The 17,558-nt window shown below is 65.4% G+C and carries 20 protein-coding genes; 10 read left to right on the forward strand and 10 right to left on the reverse strand.

Translation table 11 applies throughout. From position 1 onward, the window contains the following. Window positions 1-16: 16 nt before the first annotated feature. From VJ811_RS04985 to VJ811_RS04995, 3 genes are read right to left on the reverse strand one after another with little or no spacing between them, the layout of a single operon-like run. Window positions 17-1,417, reverse strand: a complete 1,401-nt coding sequence (locus VJ811_RS04985) for an efflux transporter outer membrane subunit (protein WP_324071171.1) — start codon at window positions 1,415-1,417, stop codon at window positions 17-19. Beyond that, window positions 1,410-4,574: an efflux RND transporter permease subunit gene (locus tag VJ811_RS04990; protein WP_324071172.1), complete on the reverse strand. Its 3,165-nt coding sequence runs from the start codon at window positions 4,572-4,574 to the stop codon at window positions 1,410-1,412. The genes VJ811_RS04985 and VJ811_RS04990 overlap by 8 nt, the downstream gene beginning before the upstream one ends. 6 nt (window positions 4,575-4,580) lie before the next feature. Beyond that, on the reverse strand, window positions 4,581-5,735 hold the full coding sequence (locus tag VJ811_RS04995; protein ID WP_324071173.1) for an efflux RND transporter periplasmic adaptor subunit: 1,155 nt from the start codon (window positions 5,733-5,735) through the stop codon (window positions 4,581-4,583). 142 nt (window positions 5,736-5,877) lie between these two features. On the opposite strand from VJ811_RS04995, the gene VJ811_RS05000 reads away from it, so the two are divergent. From VJ811_RS05000 to rplA, 6 genes are all read left to right on the forward strand, one after another. Continuing rightward, complete coding sequence (locus VJ811_RS05000; RefSeq protein WP_324071174.1) at window positions 5,878-6,483, forward strand: TetR/AcrR family transcriptional regulator; 606 nt, start codon at window positions 5,878-5,880, stop codon at window positions 6,481-6,483. Window positions 6,484-6,813: 330 nt separating this feature from the next. Then, window positions 6,814-7,011 carry a preprotein translocase subunit SecE gene (gene secE / locus VJ811_RS05005; protein WP_056373858.1) on the forward strand — a complete coding sequence of 66 codons (198 nt, stop codon included), beginning with the start codon at window positions 6,814-6,816 and terminating at the stop codon, window positions 7,009-7,011. 34 nt (window positions 7,012-7,045) lie between these two features. Beyond that, the gene (gene nusG, locus VJ811_RS05010; protein ID WP_037516051.1) at window positions 7,046-7,582 is read left to right on the forward strand and encodes a transcription termination/antitermination protein NusG; all 537 of its coding nucleotides are present in this window, start codon (window positions 7,046-7,048) and stop codon (window positions 7,580-7,582) included. A gap of 51 nt (window positions 7,583-7,633) precedes the next feature. Beyond that, window positions 7,634-8,560, forward strand: coding sequence for an acyl-CoA thioesterase (locus VJ811_RS05015; RefSeq protein WP_324071175.1), 927 nt, complete (start codon window positions 7,634-7,636; stop codon window positions 8,558-8,560). 154 nt (window positions 8,561-8,714) lie between these two features. Then, window positions 8,715-9,146 (forward strand): 50S ribosomal protein L11, encoded by a 432-nt coding sequence (gene rplK / locus VJ811_RS05020; RefSeq protein WP_324071176.1) that lies wholly within the window; start codon window positions 8,715-8,717, stop codon window positions 9,144-9,146. A 4-nt stretch (window positions 9,147-9,150) separates the two neighbouring features. Beyond that, window positions 9,151-9,849 carry a 50S ribosomal protein L1 gene (gene rplA / locus VJ811_RS05025; protein WP_324071177.1) on the forward strand — a complete coding sequence of 233 codons (699 nt, stop codon included), beginning with the start codon at window positions 9,151-9,153 and terminating at the stop codon, window positions 9,847-9,849. A 357-nt stretch (window positions 9,850-10,206) separates the two neighbouring features. Here the strand turns inward: rplA and VJ811_RS05030 are convergent, their stop codons facing one another. The 4 genes from VJ811_RS05030 to VJ811_RS05045 are packed head-to-tail and all read right to left on the reverse strand — an operon-like array spanning window position 10,207 to window position 12,279. After that, a complete protein-coding gene (locus tag VJ811_RS05030) occupies window positions 10,207-10,617 on the reverse strand; it encodes a VOC family protein (protein ID WP_324071178.1) in 411 nt (136 codons plus the stop codon). Next, the gene (locus VJ811_RS05035; RefSeq protein ID WP_324071179.1) at window positions 10,614-11,261 is read right to left on the reverse strand and encodes a heme exporter protein CcmB; all 648 of its coding nucleotides are present in this window, start codon (window positions 11,259-11,261) and stop codon (window positions 10,614-10,616) included. Before VJ811_RS05035 ends, VJ811_RS05030 begins: the two co-directional genes overlap by 4 nt. Further along, window positions 11,258-11,842, reverse strand: a complete 585-nt coding sequence (gene ccmA, locus VJ811_RS05040) for a heme ABC exporter ATP-binding protein CcmA (RefSeq protein ID WP_324071180.1) — start codon at window positions 11,840-11,842, stop codon at window positions 11,258-11,260. Before ccmA ends, VJ811_RS05035 begins: the two co-directional genes overlap by 4 nt. Then, the gene (locus tag VJ811_RS05045; protein ID WP_324071181.1) at window positions 11,839-12,279 is read right to left on the reverse strand and encodes a metallopeptidase family protein; all 441 of its coding nucleotides are present in this window, start codon (window positions 12,277-12,279) and stop codon (window positions 11,839-11,841) included. The genes ccmA and VJ811_RS05045 overlap by 4 nt, the downstream gene beginning before the upstream one ends. Before the next feature lie 51 nt (window positions 12,280-12,330). On the opposite strand from VJ811_RS05045, the gene VJ811_RS05050 reads away from it, so the two are divergent. Continuing rightward, entirely contained in the window at window positions 12,331-12,618 is a 288-nt protein-coding gene (locus VJ811_RS05050; protein WP_324071182.1) for a 4a-hydroxytetrahydrobiopterin dehydratase, read from the forward strand. Between the two features lie 409 nt (window positions 12,619-13,027). Further along, entirely contained in the window at window positions 13,028-14,428 is a 1,401-nt protein-coding gene (locus tag VJ811_RS05055; RefSeq protein ID WP_324071183.1) for an amino acid permease, read from the forward strand. Here the strand turns inward: VJ811_RS05055 and VJ811_RS05060 are convergent. Beyond that, complete coding sequence (locus tag VJ811_RS05060) at window positions 14,418-14,753, reverse strand: DUF2218 domain-containing protein (protein ID WP_324071184.1); 336 nt, start codon at window positions 14,751-14,753, stop codon at window positions 14,418-14,420. The two genes, VJ811_RS05055 and VJ811_RS05060, sit on opposite strands and share 11 nt — an antisense overlap. After that, window positions 14,753-15,325: a PadR family transcriptional regulator gene (locus VJ811_RS05065; RefSeq protein ID WP_324071186.1), complete on the reverse strand. Its 573-nt coding sequence runs from the start codon at window positions 15,323-15,325 to the stop codon at window positions 14,753-14,755. The genes VJ811_RS05060 and VJ811_RS05065 overlap by 1 nt, the downstream gene beginning before the upstream one ends. A gap of 462 nt (window positions 15,326-15,787) precedes the next feature. Between VJ811_RS05065 and rplJ the strand changes: the two genes are divergently transcribed. Both rplJ and rplL read left to right on the forward strand, forming a co-directional pair. Continuing rightward, window positions 15,788-16,303: a 50S ribosomal protein L10 gene (gene rplJ, locus VJ811_RS05070; RefSeq protein WP_166941561.1), complete on the forward strand. Its 516-nt coding sequence runs from the start codon at window positions 15,788-15,790 to the stop codon at window positions 16,301-16,303. Between the two features lie 57 nt (window positions 16,304-16,360). After that, a complete protein-coding gene (rplL, locus tag VJ811_RS05075) occupies window positions 16,361-16,732 on the forward strand; it encodes a 50S ribosomal protein L7/L12 (RefSeq protein WP_056375149.1) in 372 nt (123 codons plus the stop codon). Between the two features lie 123 nt (window positions 16,733-16,855). Here rplL and VJ811_RS05080 read toward each other — a convergent pair. After that, window positions 16,856-17,558 (reverse strand): hypothetical protein (locus VJ811_RS05080; RefSeq protein WP_324071185.1); only part of this gene is annotated, 703 nt, incomplete at its 5' end.

Raw genomic sequence — 17,558 nt, forward strand, 5'->3', positions numbered from 1 at the left:
GTTCGAGCGTCGCGGTTCAGCGACGCTCGACCAACCCGCCGCCCAGCGCGACATACAGCGTCACCAGATTGTCGACCTGCGCGCGCCTCAGCTCGATCAGCGCCTGTTCGGCGGCGAACAGATTGCGTTCGGCGTCGAGCACCTCGAGGTAGGTCGACACGCCTTCGCGATACCGCTTGCGCGCGAGGTCGGCGATCTGGCGGGTCGCGAGCGTGCCGCGCTCCTGCGCCTCGACCTGTTCGGCGAGGTAGCGGCGCCCGGCAAGCGCGTCGGCGACCTCGCGAAAGGCGCCTTGTACCGCGCGCTCATAGGTGGCGATCGCGATATTTTCGCGCGCTTCGGCGACCGTCAGATTGCCCTTGTTGCGCCCGAAATCGAAGATCGGCAGGCTGATCGAAGGGCCGAAGCTCCACGTCATGCTGTCGTCGGTGAAGAGATTGTCGAGCGACAGCGACGCGAAACCCAGGTTGCCGGTCAGCGAGATCGACGGGAAAAAGGCGGCGCGCGCGGCGCCGACGTTGGCGCGCGCGGCGCGCAGCCGCTCTTCGGCCGCCACTACGTCGGGCCGCGCGACGAGCAGGTCCGACGGCAGCCCGGCGGTCAGCGTCGGCGACTGGCCCTGCGCGACGAGCGGCAGCGGCGCGGGCAGGGGAGCGGTCACCGGTCCGCCGGTCAGCACGGTGAGGAAATTGTCGGCCTGCGCCTTACCGAGCTTCAGGCTCGCAAGCTGCGTCTCGGCCTGCGTCAGCAGCGTTTCGGACTGGCGATAGTCGAGCGCCGAGGTGACCCCCGCGTCGAGGCGGCGCTTCGCGATACGCAGCCCTTCCTTGCGGCTCGTCACCGTCGCTTCGGCGAGCGCGATCTGCTCGTCGGCGCCGCGCGAGGCGAAATAGGACGAGGCAACATCGCGGACGAGTGCAAGGCGGAACGCACGCTCGGCCTGCTCGGTCGCGAGATACTGGCTGCGCGCGGCTTCGGACAGATTCTTGACGCGCCCCCAGAAATCGAGCTCGAACGAGGTCACCCCGACGCCGACCGAATAGCGGTTGGTCGTGTCGGTCCCCGGTCCGGTCAGCGAGGCGCCGCGCGTGCGGGTCGCGTCGGCGCTGGCGCCGACGGTCGGCAGGCGGTCGGCATCCTGGATACGGTACAGCCCGCGCGCCTCCTCGATCTGCGCGACCGCGACGGCGAGGTCACGGTTGCGCAGGGTCGCCTGCGCGATCAGCACTTCGAGCTGCGGATCGGCAAAGAAGTCCTGCCAGTTGACCTCGGTAGCCCGCTGGCCAAGCGTCACGTCGCCCGCAAATTCGGCCGGGTAGGCGGGTGCGGTGGGCAGCGCCGGGCGCTCGTGCTTGGGCGCCATGTTGACGCATCCGGCGAGCGTCGTCGCTGCGAGCAGCGCGATCAGGTTACGCATGACCGGGTTCCTCATGATGTCCTTTTTCGGCGGGAGCGGGCGGCCGCTTGCGGCTGAGCCACTTGCGCACCGACAGATAGAAGAGCGGGATGAAGAAGATGCCGAGCAATGTCGCCGCGATCATCCCGCCCATCACGCCCGATCCGACCGCGATGCGGCTGGCGGCGCCGGCTCCGCTCGCGATGACGAGCGGCACCATGCCCAGGATGAAGGCGAGGCTGGTCATGATGATCGGCCGCAGGCGCAGCTTCACCGCTTCCATCACCGCGTCGAGCGTCGACTTGCCCTCGGCTTCCTGCTCGATCGCGAACTCGACGATCAGGATCGCATTCTTCGCCGCAAGCCCGATGATCGTGATCAGCCCGACGTTGAAATAAATGTCGGCGGAAAGGCCGCGCAGCATCGAGAAGAGCACCGCGCCGAGCACGCCGAGCGGCACGACCAGCAGCACCGCGACCGGCACCGACCAGCTTTCGTAAAGCGCCGCGAGCAGCAGGAAGACGACGACGAGCGACAGCCCGAGCAGCATGCCGATCTGGCCTGCCGACTGCTTCTCTTCATAGGAGATGCCCGTCCATTCGAAGGAGAAACCGGCGGGGAGCTGCGACGCGAGCCGCTCCATTTCGGCCATCGCCTCGCCGGTCGACTGGCCCGGCGCGGGTTCGCCCGAAATCGTCATCGCGGGATAGCCGTTGTAACGCTGGAGCTGCGGAGCTTCGGCCGACCATTCGGCCTTGCTGAACGATCCGAACGGAACCATGTCGCCGTTCGCGCTGCGGACGCGGAGGTCGAGCACGTCTTGCGGCGTCATGCGGCTTGCCGCGTCGGCCTGCAGCAGCACGCGCAGCACGCGGCCTTCGCGGGTGAAATCGTTGGCGTAGGCGCTGCCGAAGCTGATCGCGAGCGTCGCGTTCACGTCGCCGATCGACAGGCCGAGCGCGCGCGCCTGGATCCGGTCGATATCGACCTTCAGCACCGGCGCGTCCTCCTGCCCCTCGGGGCGGACGTTGGCGAGCAGCTTGCTCTGCATCGCGCCGCCGAGCATCTGGTTGCGCGCGCCGATCAGCGCCTCGCGCCCGTTGCCGCCACGATCCTGCAGCTTGAAGGTAAAGCCGCTCGACGTACCGAGTTCGGGGATCGACGGCGGGCTCAGCGAAAAGGCGAACGCCTCCTTGATGCCCATGAAGGTGCCCATCGCCTTGCCCGCGATCGCATCGGCGCTGTTTTCCTTGCCCTTGCGCTCATCCCACGGCTTCAGCGGGGTAAACATGATCGCGTTCGCTTGGCCTTGACCAAAGAAGCTGAAGCCGTTGACCGACACGACATTGGCAACCTGCGGCTGTTCGGCGAAGAAGGCCTTGACCTGCTTTGTCGCCTCGTTGGTACGCTGCGTTGTCGCACCCGGGGGCGCCTGGATGACGGTAATCAGATAGCCTTGATCCTCCTGCGGCAGAAAGGAACCGGGCAGGCGGAAAAACAGCAGAGCGGTGATCGCAACCATCGCGACGAACACGCTGAGCCAGCGCAGCGGCGTCGCGAGAATCTTGCCGACGCCGCCCTGATAACGGCTGGTCGTGCGCCCGAACCAGCGGTTGAACCCCCCGAAGAAGCGGTCGAAGAACGCGCCGATGCGGCCCCTGCGCTCGGTCTGGTCGTGCGGCTTCAGCAGCGTCGCGCAGAGCGCAGGCGTCAGCGTGAGCGCGAGCAGCGCCGAGAAGGCGATCGAGATCGCGAGCGTCATTGAGAATTGGCGATAGATGCCGCCCGTCGATCCCGGGAAGAAAGCCATCGGGATGAACACCGCGATCAGCACCAGCGTGATGCCGATGATCGCCGAGGTGATCTGGCTCATCGCCTTCACCGTCGCGTCATAGGGCGACAGATGCTCCTCGTTCATGATGCGCTCGACATTCTCGATCACGACGATCGCGTCGTCGACGAGGATACCGATCGCGAGCACCATGCCGAACAGCGTCAGCACGTTGATCGAGAAACCGAACATCCAGAGGCCGAGGCACGCGCCCGCGAGCGCGATGGGGACGACGACGGTGGGGATGACGGTCGCGCGCCAGTTCTGGAGGAACAGGAACATGACGAGGAAGACGAGCAGCATCGCTTCGCCCAGCGTCTTCACCACCTCTTCGATCGACAGGCTGATGAAGGGCGTCGTGTCGTACGGGATCGACCAGGTGATGTCAGGCGGGAAGCCCTTCGACAGCTCGGCCATCCGGTCGCGGATGCCCGTCGCGGTCGACAGCGCGTTGGCGCCTGGGGTCAACTGGACCGCAAGGCCCGCCATCGGCTTGCCGTTGAGTTCGGATGAGAAGAGATAGCTCGCCGCGCCCAGCTCGACGCGGCCGACGTCGCCCAGCGTGACCGCCGACCCGTCGGGGTTCGCGCGCAGGATGATGCTCTCGAACTGCTCGGGCTTGGTGAAGCGGCCCTGTGTCGTGATCACGGCGTTGAGCTGCGCGCCCTTGGCGAGCGGCTGGTCGCCGAGCTGGCCGCCCGGCGTCTGGCTGTTCTGTTCCTGCACCGCGCCGAGTGCTTCCGCCGGCGACAGATTGTGCGAAGCCAGCTTTTGCGGGTCGAGCCAGATGCGCATCGCATATTCGGGCGCAAAGGCCTGGACGTTGCCGACGCCGTTCACGCGGCGCAACTCGTCGAGCACGCGCGTGTTGGCGAAGTTGTTGACCTCCATCGGGTCGGTGTTGCCGCTCTTCGAGGTGATCGCGACGATCAGCAGGAAGCCCGAATTGGCCTCGGTGACCGAAATGCCCTGGCGGCGCACATCTTCGGGCAAACGCTGCTCGACGCGGCGCAGGCGATTCTGCACCTCCATCTGCGCATTATCGATGTCGGTCCCCGCCTCGAAGGTCAGGGTGATCGATGCGGTGCCGTTCGATTCGCTGGTCGAGGCCATGTAGAGGAAACCCTCGACCCCGTTCAGCTCCTGCTCGATGACCTGCGTCACATTCTGTTCGAGCGTGCTCGCGTCGGCACCCGGATAGGTGACACCGATCGTCAGTGATGGCGGCGCCACCGACGGATATTGCTCCACGGGAAGCCCGCGCAGCGCGATGATGCCCGACAAGAGGATGCCGATGGCGATGACCCAGGAAAAGATGGGCCGGTCGATGAAGAAGCGGGGTGTCATGTCAGATCAGCGCTTCGCGGCGGGGGTAGAGGCCGTTCCCTTGGGCTGCGCGACGCGCACCGGCTGGCCCGGCTGCACCTTTTGCAACCCGTCGACGATCACCCGGTCACCGGGTTTCAGCCCGTCGAGGATCGCCCACTGGCCGGCAACCATCGTGCCGAGCTTTACCGGGCGCGGCGTCGCGATATTCTTGGCGTCGAGCACCATGACGCTGGCATTGTCGGCGGCCAGCTTGACCGCGCGCTGGGGGATCAGCACGCCGTCGGCGCGGTTGCCCGCAAAGATGCGTGCGCGCACGAACTGGCCGGGCAGCAGCGCCGCATTCGGATTCGGGAATTCGGCGCGCAGCGCGGCGGTGCCGGTCGCCTCGTCGATCGACAGGTCGAGGAAGTCGAGGTGGCCGACGACCGGAAAGGCGGTGCCGTCCTCGAGGATCAGCTGAACTTCGACGCGCTCGAGTTGCGGCACGTTGACCTTGCCCGAGCCCATCTCGCGGCGCGTCGCGAGCAGGTCCGAACTCGACTGCCCGAAATTGACATAGACGCGGTCGATCTGTTCGATCGTCGTCAACAGCGTGCCCTGGCCGGCGCTGACGAGCGCGCCCTCGGTCACTTCGGCGCGCCGCGCGCGGCCCGAAATCGGTGCGGTGACCATCGAATAGCCGAGATTGAGGCGTGCCGATTCCAGATTGGCCTGCGCCGCCTGCACATCGGCCTCGGCGGTGCGCTGCGCGGCGACGGCGGCGTCATACTCCTGCTTGCCGATCGCCTGGTCGGCAAGCAGCGGCTGGTAGCGGCCGACGACCTGCCGCGCATTGGCGGCGGTCGCCTGCGCACGAGCGAGCTGCGCGCGCGCCGCGTTGGCGGTGGCGGTCAGCTGGCGCGGATCGATGCGGAACAAGGCCGCCCCGGCGCGTACAAAGCTGCCTTCGTTGAACAGGCGCCGTTCGACGATGCCATCGACGCGCGCGCGCACTTCGGACGTGCGGTACGCTTGGACACGGCCGGGCAACTCGATGACGTTCGGCACCGCTTGGGTACGGATCGTCACGATATCGACTTCGGGCGGCGGCGGTGCCGGCGGCGCTTCGGAGGAGCAGGAGGCCAGCAAAAGCGCCAGCGCAGCGCCGGCGGCGCAGCTGAGAGGACGTACGCGACTCATATGGACCCCTGAAAAAAATCGCAGTTGTGCGGGAGTTGTATATACGCAAAAGCTTGCGTTGAAGCGCGCTGTAATTTAAATTACAAAAAAGTGCAAGGGTGGGGGATAAAAATTGAGCATGTCGGAATTGGCCTTATGTCAAATGGATAGGCAGTCGCCACGCGAACGGCGGCAGAACGCGATCCTCGATGCCGCCGAGGCGCTGTTCCTCGAACAGGGTTACGAGCGCACGAGCCTTGCGGAAATCGTCAAGCGTTCGGGCGGCTCGCTCGCGACACTCTATGAATTGTTCGGCAACAAGCAGGGGCTGCTGCGCGCGATCGCGACGCGCTGGTGCGACGAAGCGATGCTGCGGTCGCTCGACGACGACGCGAACCGGGGCTTGTCGACCGTCGAAATCCTGAAGAGCTACGCGCATCGCCAAAGCGAGCTGATGGAATCGCCGCACGCCGTCGCGCTGATGCGCATGCTGATATCCGAGAGTTTGCGCGACCATGAATTCGCGATGCAGATTTACCGCGACCTGCATGTGCCCGCGCTCGAGGAACTGATCGAGCTGTTCGCGGAATGGGCGGCGACCGGCAAGGCCGACATCGACCGTCCGGAGGCGGCTGCGCGGCTGTTTTTCGATATCGTCGTCGGCGATTCGATGCTGAGCATGCTGATGGGGATCGAGGACGAATGGCTCGATCCCGACCAGATCGACTGGCGGCTCCAGCCTTTCCTGTCCCATTTCAAAATCCGTTAGGGGCAGGTCCTTACACCGCGGCGCGCTGCGGGCGGGGCCGCGCGGCCTTCCTCTTTGCGCTGCACCCGGCGGCGAGCGGATCGTCATGACCGGTCTGCTGCCGCGGATGCAGCGCAAACGCGCCCGCGCGCCTATCCGCCTTTGACTTGCAATCGCCGCAGCGCCCAAGTAAAGGCCGCTTTCATTCGGACAGATGCGCCGTTTTCCTTCCGCCTTTCGCCGACACGCTCGGGGAGGGTGGGCGGACTATTGCCCCAAGCGCGCTTGACGCGTGGGGGGCGGCAACCCATCTGGCCCGGATCATTGACGCAAAAAGACAGGACGATCGACATGGCGAAGACCAGCCCGGCTGAGTTCATCAATCAGGTACGCGCCGAAGCCCGCAAGATCGTGTGGCCCACCAGCCGCGAAACGGTACAGACGACGATCATGGTGATCATCATGACGACGATCCTTTCGCTGTTCTTTTTCGGCGTCGACACGGTTTTCAACGCGATCGTCAGCTGGCTGACGTCGCTCGCGCGCTAACGCCCGCGGTTACAGGGACAGGATACGGACACATATGGCGCGCTGGTACATCATTCACGCCTATTCGGGTTTCGAGAACAAGGTTCGCGATTCGGTGCTTTCCGAAGCCGAACGCATGGGCCTGACCGATTTCGTCGAGGCGGTCGAAGTGCCGGTCGAAACCGTCACCGAGGTGAAGCGCGGCAAGAAGGTTCAGGCCGAGCGTAAATTCTTCCCGGGCTACGTCCTCGCCAAGCTGACGATGACCGACGATGTCTATCACCTCGTCAAGAACACGCCGAAGGTCACCGGCTTCCTCGGATCGATGGGCAAGCCGCAGGCGATCAGCGAAGCCGAAGCCGCGCGCATCCTGAACAGCAAGGAAGAGGCCGCGGCCCGTCCGAAGCAGGAAATTCGCGTCGATTACGAAATCGGCGATCAGGTCAAGGTGCTCGACGGCCCCTTCGCCAGCTTCAACGGGCTGGTCGAGGAGCTCGATTTCGAAAAGGCGCGCGTCAAGGTGTCGGTGTCGATCTTCGGTCGCGCCACCCCGGTCGAACTCGACTTCGAACAGGTCGAACGCTTCAAATAACATCGCGGTGCGCCTTTGGGCGCGCGCGAAATCCGCTGAATGGAACCTGCCATGAGCCTCACTCCCGAAGAGATGCAGGCTCGTGCCGCCCATGCGCGCGAAATCTACGCCAGCGTCGATCGCGAACGGCTCGTCCGGCATATCGTCCACCTCTTCGATCTCGAGGCGGCGGACGAGCCCGACGAGTTCACTTACCCCGCCTTCACCAAGCCGCGCCGCCAGCGCATTTTCGGCGGGCAGGTGATCGCGCAGGCGATGGTCGCCGCGGCGCGCACCGTCGATCCGGGCAAAACGGTCCATTCGCTCCACGCCTATTTCCTGCGCGGCGGCGACGAAGCGAAGCCGCTCCATTTCCGCGTCCACCGCGACTTCGACGGGCGCAGCTTCGCCAATCGCCGCGTCGTCGTGCGCCAGGACGGGAAGGTGATCTTCAACCTCACCGCCTCGTTCCAGGCGCCCGAGAAAGGTCTGTCGCACCAGATCCCGATGACCGGCATCCTGCCGCCCGAGGAATGCTGGGACTTCGCCGATTTCATCGCGGTCGATCCCAAGATCAGCGACCGGCGCATCGAACATATGGCGCGCATGCACCCGTTCGAGGTTCGCGCCTTTCGCCCGCCACCGTCCGAAAAGGCGACGATGCAATATGAATGGTTCCGCATTTCCTCGCCCGTCGGCGACGATCCGCTGATCCACCGCGCGCTGCTCGCCTATGCATCGGACATGGGGCTGCTTTCGACGACGCTGATGCCGCACGGGATGACGTGGGACACGCCGGGCCTGTTCTCGACCAGCCTCGATCATGCGATGTGGTTCCATGGCGACATCCGCGTCGACGAATGGTTCGTCTATGTGATGGACAGCGACTGGAGCGGCGGCGGGCGCGGGATCAACCGCGGGCGCATCTATCGCCGCGACGGCACGCTGATTGCCTCGGCGGTGCAGGAAGGGCTGATCCGCTACGATCCGCCGGCATAGGGCTTGTTTTTGGCGGCGTTTGCGCTTATGGGCGCCGCTTCGCGCCAGACATGGGCGTGATTCCGCGCGGGAGGAAGGGGTGATGCCCTTCTGTTCGACCGCTAATTTTGAGCCCCGGATCACGTCCGGGGCGACAGAAAGATAGGAGGCCATCATGGCTAAGAAGATTAGCGGCTACATCAAGCTGCAAGTTCCGGCAGGGACCGCAAACCCGTCGCCGCCGCTCGGGCCGGCACTCGGCCAGCGCGGCGTGAACATCATGGAATTCTGCAAGGCGTTCAACGCCGCGACCGATTCCCTGGAAAAGGGCACCCCGACCCCGACCATCATCACCGTCTTTGCCGACAAGAGCTTTTCGTTCGTCACGAAGACCCCGCCGGCGACCTACCTGATCAAGAAGGCCGCGAACCTGAAGGCCGGTTCGAAAGAGCCCGGCAAGATCAGCGGCGGCAAGATCGCGCGCTCGAAGCTGACCGAAATCGCCGAGATCAAGATGAAGGATCTCAACGCGAACGACATCGAACAGGCGACGAAGATCATCGAGGGCAGCGCGCGCTCGATGGGCCTCGAAGTGACGGAGGGCTGATCCGATGGCAAAGCTGACCAAGAAGCAGAAAGCCCTCGAGGGCAAGGTTGATACGCTGAAGCTGCACGCCGTCGACGAAGCGCTGAAGACCGTGCGCGAACTGGCCTCGGCCAAGTTCGACGAAACGCTCGAAATCGCGCTGAACCTGGGCGTCGATCCGCGCCACGCCGACCAGATGGTCCGCGGCGTCGTGACGCTGCCCGCCGGGACCGGCAAGGACGTCAAGGTCGCCGTGTTCGCGCGCGGCGACAATGCCGACAAGGCGCTGGCCGCCGGCGCCGACAAGGTCGGTGCCGAAGACCTGATGGAAGATATGCTGGCGGGCAACCTCGACTATGGCCGCGTCATCGCGACGCCGGACATGATGGGCATCGTCGGCCGCCTCGGCAAGACGCTGGGTCCGAAGGGCCTGATGCCGAACCCGAAGCTGGGCACCGTGACCCCGAACGTCGCCGAAGCCGTGAAGGCCGCCAAGGGCGGTCAGATCGAATTCCGCGTCGAAAAGACCGGCATCATCCATGCCGGCCTCGGCAAGCTGTCGTTCGGCGAGGAAAAGCTCCGCCAGAACTTCGACGCTTTCGTCGACGCGATCGTCAAGGCCAAGCCGGCCGGCGCGAAGGGCAAATATGTCCGCAAGATCGCGCTGTCGTCGTCGATGGGTCCGGGCGTGAAGGTCGACACGGCCGACGTGACCGGCGTCTGATCGAAGCGCTAATGAATTAGGGAAGGGCCGGGGGAAACTCCGGCCCTTTTCTTATGGGCGGGTTTCGGGTGGTGTACCGCCATGGCCTTCTTTCATCGTCCCGGGTTGGATATGGGGTCCGGTCGCAAGGGCCGCGTGATATTCCAAAGTTCAGTAAAGTTCAGCCCTGTGCGTGCCCCGATTTGGACCTTGTGGCGTGCGGGACGCGCCCGGCACGCCCCGCTGTGGTAACGTCGGCCAGCGACCGCTTTTATCCGCCAATTGAAAGAGCCGGATGAAGGCTGGCACAGCCGGATAATGTAGGAAAGGGTTATTTGAAGGGGAGGAACTAAAACGTCCGCAACCGGTCGTCAGCCGTCATTCCGATCGGCGAAACTCGATCAAATCCCATTTGTTACCGTAGAGATCGAGGAAGACCGCGACGGTGCCATAATCGGCCTCGAGCGGCTCGCGTTCGATCCGCACGCCTTTGTCGAGAAGGCGCTGATAGTCGCGGGCGAAATCGTCGGTCTGCAGGAACAGGAAGACGCGGCCGCCCGCCTGATCGCCGACGAACTTCGCCTGTTCCGCGTTGCTCGCGCGTGCGAGCAGGATCGTTGCCCCGCCCGGCGGATTGCCCGGGGGCGCGACGAGCACCCAACGCTTGTCCTGCGCCGGTTGGTAGTCATCGGCGACGAGCGTGAAGCCCAAGGTTCCGACGTAAAAGTCGATCGCCTCGTCATAATCGCGGACGACGAGCGCGATATGCGCGAGCGATTGCCGGGTCATTCGCGCAGACCCCGCAGCGCCGCGCCCGCCGCGAACGGCCCGATCATGGTGAGAAGCAGGCTCGTCGCCGCGAGCAGCTTGATCGCGCCGCGCCCCGACGGGTCGAGCATGCCCGCGCCGAAGATCAGCATCGGCACCGCAAGCGGCAGGACGAGCAGCCCGCCGATCGCGCTGCCGCCCTTGTGGTTCGCGGTCAGCGCGGCACTCAGGACAGCCAGCGAGGCAAGCGCCGGAATGGCGATGGCGATCCCCATCGCGAGCAGTTCGACGCGCGGCGCGTCCTGCGCCAGTAGCGCCGACGCGGGGAAGAGGGCGATCATCAGCGGCAGTCCGAAACCGATGGCATGCGCGGCGATCTTCAGTGCCGCGATCACCTCGTCGGCAAAGCCGCGCACCGCGAGCTGGTCGAGCACGCCCGCATCCTTGTCGGGGCGCACGAGCCGGTCGATCGGCAGCAGCGCAGCGAGCAGCGCCGCGACCCACAGCATTCCGCCGCCGGCGCGGCGCAGCAACGGCGCATCGGGGCCAACCGCGAAGGGGAAGGCGGTCGCGACGAGCAGGAAGAATAGCACGGGCAGCCACAGCGCCCCACTGCCCCATGCACGGCGGAGGTCGCGCCAGAAGAGGGCGATGAGCGCGGTCACGCGAGCGCGCCCATGTCGAGTTCCGCCAAATCGGGGATGCCGAGCGCAAAGTGTGAGGCGAGCAGCACCGCGCCGCCGTTGCTCCGATGCTTTGCGATGGCTGCGACCAGCCGCGCCTGCGCCGCATCGTCCATGCCGTTCGCGGGCTCGTCGAGCAGCCAGATCGGCGCGCCGCTGGCGATCACGCGCACCATCGCGGCGCGCTTGCGCTGCCCGGTCGAGAGCATCGCCACGGGGACTTCGGCGAGCGGCGCCAGCGCCATCTCGTCCATCGCGCGGTTGACGGCATGGCCGTCGACGGTGTCGACCCGCGCCCAGAAATCGAGCGCACGGCGCAGCGGCAGTTCGGCGTCGAGCGCCGATGCTTCGTCGATCAGCGCGATGCGCTCGCGGCGCTCGACGGTCCCCGCGGCGGGGCGCAGCAACCCCGCGACGAGGCGGAGCAGGCTCGACTTGCCCGCACCATTGGGGCCGCGCAGCCACAGCGCGTCGCCCCGTCCGAGCGCGAACGACAGATTTTCGAAGAGCAGCCGGTCGCCGCGGATGCATGCCACGCTGTCCAGCCGCAGCAGCCCGGTCACGCCATATCCTCGAGCGTGTGCATATCGTCGTCCGAAAAGCCGAAATGGTGGCCGATCTCGTGGATCAGCACATGGCGCACCAGCGTATCGAGCCGCTCGCCGGTCTCGATCCATTCGACGAGGATCGGGATGCGATAGAGGGTGACCCGGTCGGGCATCCCCCCGCTTTCGCCGATGCTCCGCCCGGTCAGCGGGCGACCTTCGTAGAGGCCGGTGAGTTCATAGGGATGCTCGATGTCGAGCGAGGCGAGCACCTCATCGTCGGCGAATTCCTCGATCGAGATGACCACTCCCTCGATATGCGGGGCAAACACCGCGGGCATCGTCGCCAGCGCCGCTTCGGCCATCGCGAACAGCGCATCGGCATCGGGTGCGCCGCCGGTCCATCCGGCAGGCAAATCGGGGGGCAAGTCGGGAAGGGCAGGCTTGTCGCTCATCGCGCCCTTCCTTATGGCGAGCGCGACACATTGACCAGCGGGAGAAAGAAGATGGTGCAGAAACTCGACGAAGACGCCCGCACCGCGCTGCTCGCGCGCTTTCCCGAATGGGCGCACGAACCGGCGCGCGACGCGATCACGCGCCGGTTTAATTTCGACGATTTCGCGCAGGCATTCGGTTTCATGGCGAGCGTCGCGATCATCGCCGAAAAGATGGACCATCATCCCGAATGGTCGAACGTCTATAATCGCGTCGATATTTTGCTCACGACGCATGACGCCGACGGATTGTCGGAGCGCGATGCGAAGCTGGCGGAGGCGATCGAGGCGTTGCTCTGACGAGCCTCACCAGACCCGTAGCCTTTCCGAGGTCGGCCGTACCCTTTAATCGTCGGCCCGGACTTGATCCGGGGTCCAAGCAACCGAGTGGTCGGGGATCCCGGATCAAATCCGGGATGACGAAGGCTAGAAGCGACCGGTAGCGGACGTTTTAGTTCCTCCCCGGAACGGGGAGGGGGACCGCCGCCGTAGGCGGTGGTGGAGGGGTCGGGACGGTGCGTCTTGACGAGAGGTTTCGACCCCTCCGTCAGCCCTGCGGGCTGCCACCTCCCCATCGCAGGTCGATGGGGAGGATCAAGACCGCCCGCTCTCCACCCCAAAGCCGTCGCCCCATTTCTCCGACCGCGCGGCTTGCGCTGTACGGCCACCCCCTTAAAAGCACCTCAAACCACAAAGGGGAGCCCACCACATGACCGACAGCCTGTTCCGCCGCAAACCGATCGTTCCGGAACGGCGGGAGGGCGAGCAGGCGCTGGCGCGGACGCTGGGCTGGCCGCATCTGATCGCGCTCGGCGTCGGGGCGATCGTCGGCACGGGCATCCTGACCCTCATCGGCGTTGGCGCGGACAAGGCGGGCCCCGCGGTGATCCTATCCTTCGGTATCGCGGGACTGATCTGCGCCTGCGCCGCGCTCGCCTATGCCGAAATGGCGACGATGATCCCGGCATCGGGCAGCGCCTACACCTACTCCTATGTCGTGATCGGCGAGCTTCTCGCATGGGTCGTGGGGTGGAGCCTGATCCTCGAATATTCGCTTGTCGTCAGCGCGGTCGCGGTCGGCTGGTCGGGCTATGCCGCGCCCTTGCTACAGGCGTGGGCGGGCTTCCCGATGGCGTTGATGCAGGGACCCGAACTCGGCGGCATCGTCAACCTGCCCGCGATTGCGATCATCGCGGTGGTCGCAGGACTGCTCCTCGTCGGCACGCGCGAAAGCGCGACGCTCAACGCGATCCTCGTGCTCGTCAAAATCGTCGCGCTGGTCGTGTTCGTCGCGGTCGCGCTGCCTGCGTTCAACGCCGCCAATCTCGAACCGTTCAGCCCCTATGGCTTTGCCAAGCATATGGGGCCCGACGGCGTCGAGCGCGGCGTGATGGCCGCGGCTGCGATCATCTTCTTTGCCTTCTATGGCTTCGACGCGATTGCGACCGCCGCCGAGGAAACGCGCAATCCCGACCGGGATTTGAAGATCGGCATCGTCGGGTCGATGTTCGCCTGCGTGATCATCTATATCGCGGTCGCGGTCGCCGCGGTCGGCGCCATCGCCTACACGCGCTTCGCCAACAGCCCCGAACCGCTCGCGCTGATCCTGCGCGAACTCGGCAGCCCGCTCGCCGCGCAATATCTCGCCGTCTCGGCGATCATCGCGCTGCCGACGGTCATTCTCGCCTTTTTCTATGGGCAGAGCCGCATCTTCTTCACCATGGCGCGTGACGGGCTGCTCCCTGCCGGCCTTGCGAAACTGTCCTCGCGCGGGACGCCGGTGCGGATCACGATCTTCACCGCGCTTGTCGTCGCGGTGCTCGCGGGCTTCATCCCGCTGGGCGAGCTTGCCGCGCTTGCCAATGCCGGCACGCTGGCCGCCTTTACTGCGGTGTCGATCTGCATGCTCATTATGCGCCGCCGCGCGCCCGATGCGCCGCGCACCTTCCGCGCGCCGATGCCGTGGGTGGTCGGCGGCGTCGCGGTGCTTGGCTGTATCTATCTTTTCTTCAGCCTGCCGGTTCAGACGCAGCTCTGGTTCCTCGTGTGGAATATCGGCGGGCTGGCCGTCTATTTCCTCTACGCCCGCCGGCACGCCGTCATCGGCTGATCGGCTGCCAGTCGAACAGCAGCGGCGCCTCGCGGAAGGCGAAGCGGTCGAGATGGCGAGCGACGGCGCCTTCCAGTCTCACAAGCTGTTCGGCGACGCTGGCGTCGATGCGGACCGACAAGGTGTCGGGTCCGGCATCGAAGGTCACCAGCGCGTCGCCTGGCCAGTCGGCCCCGCGCGCATCCTTCGGAAAGGTCACGGTGCCACAATCGGCGGTGAACTCGACCGCGAGGTTATGCTGCCAATGCTTACATAGCTGCTGCAGATATTTGCTCGCGTGCGCCGTGGGCACCTTGGCAATCGCGCCAAATGATACAGGCGCCATCACAGCCGCTCGATCTTTTGCGCCGCCTCGTCGATCAGCGCGACGATGTCGTGCAGCGCGGCATTGTCGAGGTTGCGGTCGCTCAGCCGGTTCATCAGCACCTGACGCAGATTGCCCATCGCGCGGCGCACCGACGCCGAGTCCGTGCGCTGCGTTTCCTCGCCGACCGCCGTCAGGCGAGTGATCGCGGCTTCGACGATCTCGCTATTGGCGTCGAGTTCGGTGCGTCCCGCGTCGGTGATCGCGAACAGCTTCTTTGCGCCGTCGCTCTGCTGCGCTTCGATCAGGCCCATGTCGTCGAGCATCGTCAGCGTTGGATAGATAACGCCGGGGCTCGGCGCATAGCTGCCGCCGGTGAGTTCCTCGATCTGGCGGATCAGGTCATAGCCGTGGCGCGGTTCGTCGGCGATCAGCTTGAGCAGCACAAGTCGCAACTCGCCGCCGTCGAACATCCGCCGCCGCTCGCCGCGCTCGCCGCCGCGCCGGCCCCCACCACCGAAACCGCCGCCGAAGCCATGCCCGAACCCGTGGCCCCCAAATCCTTGGCCAGCGCCGCGTCCGCCGCGATGCATCGCATGCCGCCCGCCGCAACCGCGGCCCATTTTCGCATAGAATATCATTTTTCGTTCCTTAGAGTGACTCTAGATGCGTCTAAGATATATCTTAAGACGAACTTTGCAAGGGGGATGATGTCGCGCTGCGTGGCACTTTCTCCAACATTCGCAGCGCGCCTTGACTTCCGGGCCTTTTCGGCTATTAGCGCCCCCGTGTTGCCACGGGTTCGCCTGTGACAATTCCGTCCGAGACAGTTGGTGAAGGGAATATGCCCTTCTTAATTTCCAGCCGAGACGGGGAACAGTCTTTTTCGGTCGCCCGCCTGTTTGATCAGGCGACGCGTCTTGACCGACCCCATCGGACATCGTTGCGCAAATGCGGGTGAGCCTTGGCTCGCGCCGGCATTTGCGTGTGTTAGCCGCCCGGCGGCGCGTGCGTTTCGGCGCATGGGCATCCGGGCAGATGAGTGGAGTATAGGCATGGATCGTACGGAAAAGGCCGAAGCCGTATCCTCGCTGAACGCTACGCTGGGATCAGCTGCTGCTGTTGTGGTCGTCCGCAACCTCGGCATGACCGTCGCTCAGTCGACGGTGCTGCGCCAGCAAATGCGCGATGCAGGGGCCGACTTTCGCGTCACGAAGAACCGTCTTGCCAAAATCGCGCTCGATGGCACGTCCTACACCGGTATCGGCGAACTGCTGACCGGTCCCACGGCCCTTGCAACCTCGACCGATCCGGTCTCGGCTGCAAAGATCGCCGTGGAATTTGCCAAGACCAACGACAAGCTTGAAATCGTTGGCGGTGGCATGGGCGACGTGGTCCTCGACGTGAATGGCGTCAAAGCGCTGGCTTCGCTTCCCTCGCTCGACGAGCTCCGCGCCAAGATCATCGGTCTGGTGCAGGCTCCGGCCACCAAGGTTGCGCAGATTGCCGCAGCTCCGGCGGGCCAGTTGGCGCGGGTTTTTGGCGCATATGCCGCCAAAGAAGCAGCGTGATTTCGAACTGAACTGAAACTTACTGCCGGGATATCCCGGTTCTGATGGAGAATGAACATGGCTGATCTTGCAAAGATCGTTGAAGAACTGTCGGCGCTGACCGTCCTCGAAGCGGCTGACCTGTCGAAGCTGCTCGAAGAAAAGTGGGGCGTTTCGGCTGCCGCTGCTGTTGCTGCCGCTCCGGCTGCTGCCGCTGCTGGCCCGGCTGCTGAAGAGCAGACCGAATTCGACGTCATCCTGACGGGTGACGGCGGCAACAAGATCAACGTGATTAAGGAAGTCCGTGCGATCACCGGCCTGGGTCTTGGCGAAGCCAAGGCGCTCGTCGAAGGTGCGCCGAAGGCCGTCAAGGAAGGCGTCAACAAGGCCGAAGCCGAAGAGCTGAAGGCCAAGCTGCTCGCCGCCGGCGCGACCGTCGAACTGAAGTAATTCGGTTCGGGGTTCCGGCCGGTTCGTCCGGCCGGGTTCCAGCGAAAATGAGAAAGGGCGGTGCCGCGAGGCGCCGCCCTTTTTCTTTGCGGCGAGAGGACCACACCGCGGGTTGTCGGGCGCTCAGTTCTTGGAATGGCCCGGGCGGAAGCTGGTCGAGGTGCGGACGCGCGCGGGTTCGGGGCGGCGCACATGCTGTTCCTGCATGGCAGGGGCAGGGCGCTGGGCGATTTCCCATGCACTCACCGGCTTGCGGGTCATGTCCTTTTGCGCGCCAAGCGTCTCGTCATAGACGGCGCGTTCCTGCTGGTCGAGGAAGCGCGCCCGCTTCAACCGCTTGCTCAGCGTGGCAAAGGGATTGTCGTCGGTGGGCCCGGCCATCGCCATCGCTTCGTGACGACCCATGCTTCCGGTCGGCGCGGCGATGAAGGCGGGAATGGTCCGCGGCGCGAGCTCTTCCTCGTCGCGCGGGGCATAGGCGGGCGTGATCCAGGGCTGCGTTTCGCCGGTCACCGGCTCGGTTGCAGCGAGCGGCGCAGGCTCATAGTCATACGCCGCGGCGTCCTCGCCGATCGCGCGGCGGCGGCGGGCGAAGGCAAATCCGGCACCGCCGATGATCAGCAGCGCGGCCGCGCCACCGGCGATCTCCCAAGGAAAGGCATCGCCGGTCGTGCTTGCCGTTTCGGCGGGCAGCGGCGGTGGCTCGGCGATCGGCTCGGCCGGAGCAGCCATCGGCGCGGCGATCGGGGTGGCTTCCTCGATTGCCGGAGCCTCGGCGGCGGGCGCCGCGACAGGGGTGGCAGCCGCTGCTGCCGGCGCTGCGGGA

Source organism: Sphingopyxis sp., assembly GCF_035250425.1.
In the GTDB taxonomy this organism is placed as follows: Bacteria; Pseudomonadota; Alphaproteobacteria; order Sphingomonadales; family Sphingomonadaceae; genus Sphingopyxis.

Bases quoted from the DNA above. Each gene is read 5' to 3' on its own strand.
- VJ811_RS04985 (WP_324071171.1), bottom strand. From the start codon at position 1,417: ATGCGTAACCTGATCGCGCTGCTCGCAGCGACGACGCTCGCCGGATGC.
- VJ811_RS04990 (WP_324071172.1), bottom strand. From the start codon at position 4,574: ATGACACCCCGCTTCTTCATCGACCGGCCCATCTTTTCCTGGGTCATC.
- VJ811_RS04995 (WP_324071173.1), bottom strand. From the start codon at position 5,735: ATGAGTCGCGTACGTCCTCTCAGCTGCGCCGCCGGCGCTGCGCTGGCG.
- VJ811_RS05000 (WP_324071174.1), top strand. From the start codon at position 5,878: ATGGATAGGCAGTCGCCACGCGAACGGCGGCAGAACGCGATCCTCGAT.
- secE (WP_056373858.1), top strand. From the start codon at position 6,814: ATGGCGAAGACCAGCCCGGCTGAGTTCATCAATCAGGTACGCGCCGAA.
- nusG (WP_037516051.1), top strand. From the start codon at position 7,046: ATGGCGCGCTGGTACATCATTCACGCCTATTCGGGTTTCGAGAACAAG.
- VJ811_RS05015 (WP_324071175.1), top strand. From the start codon at position 7,634: ATGAGCCTCACTCCCGAAGAGATGCAGGCTCGTGCCGCCCATGCGCGC.
- rplK (WP_324071176.1), top strand. From the start codon at position 8,715: ATGGCTAAGAAGATTAGCGGCTACATCAAGCTGCAAGTTCCGGCAGGG.
- rplA (WP_324071177.1), top strand. From the start codon at position 9,151: ATGGCAAAGCTGACCAAGAAGCAGAAAGCCCTCGAGGGCAAGGTTGAT.
- VJ811_RS05030 (WP_324071178.1), bottom strand. From the start codon at position 10,617: ATGACCCGGCAATCGCTCGCGCATATCGCGCTCGTCGTCCGCGATTAT.
- VJ811_RS05045 (WP_324071181.1), bottom strand. From the start codon at position 12,279: ATGAGCGACAAGCCTGCCCTTCCCGACTTGCCCCCCGATTTGCCTGCC.
- VJ811_RS05050 (WP_324071182.1), top strand. From the start codon at position 12,331: ATGGTGCAGAAACTCGACGAAGACGCCCGCACCGCGCTGCTCGCGCGC.
- VJ811_RS05055 (WP_324071183.1), top strand. From the start codon at position 13,028: ATGACCGACAGCCTGTTCCGCCGCAAACCGATCGTTCCGGAACGGCGG.
- VJ811_RS05060 (WP_324071184.1), bottom strand. From the start codon at position 14,753: ATGGCGCCTGTATCATTTGGCGCGATTGCCAAGGTGCCCACGGCGCAC.
- VJ811_RS05065 (WP_324071186.1), bottom strand. From the start codon at position 15,325: ATGCATCGCGGCGGACGCGGCGCTGGCCAAGGATTTGGGGGCCACGGG.
- rplJ (WP_166941561.1), top strand. From the start codon at position 15,788: ATGGATCGTACGGAAAAGGCCGAAGCCGTATCCTCGCTGAACGCTACG.
- rplL (WP_056375149.1), top strand. From the start codon at position 16,361: ATGGCTGATCTTGCAAAGATCGTTGAAGAACTGTCGGCGCTGACCGTC.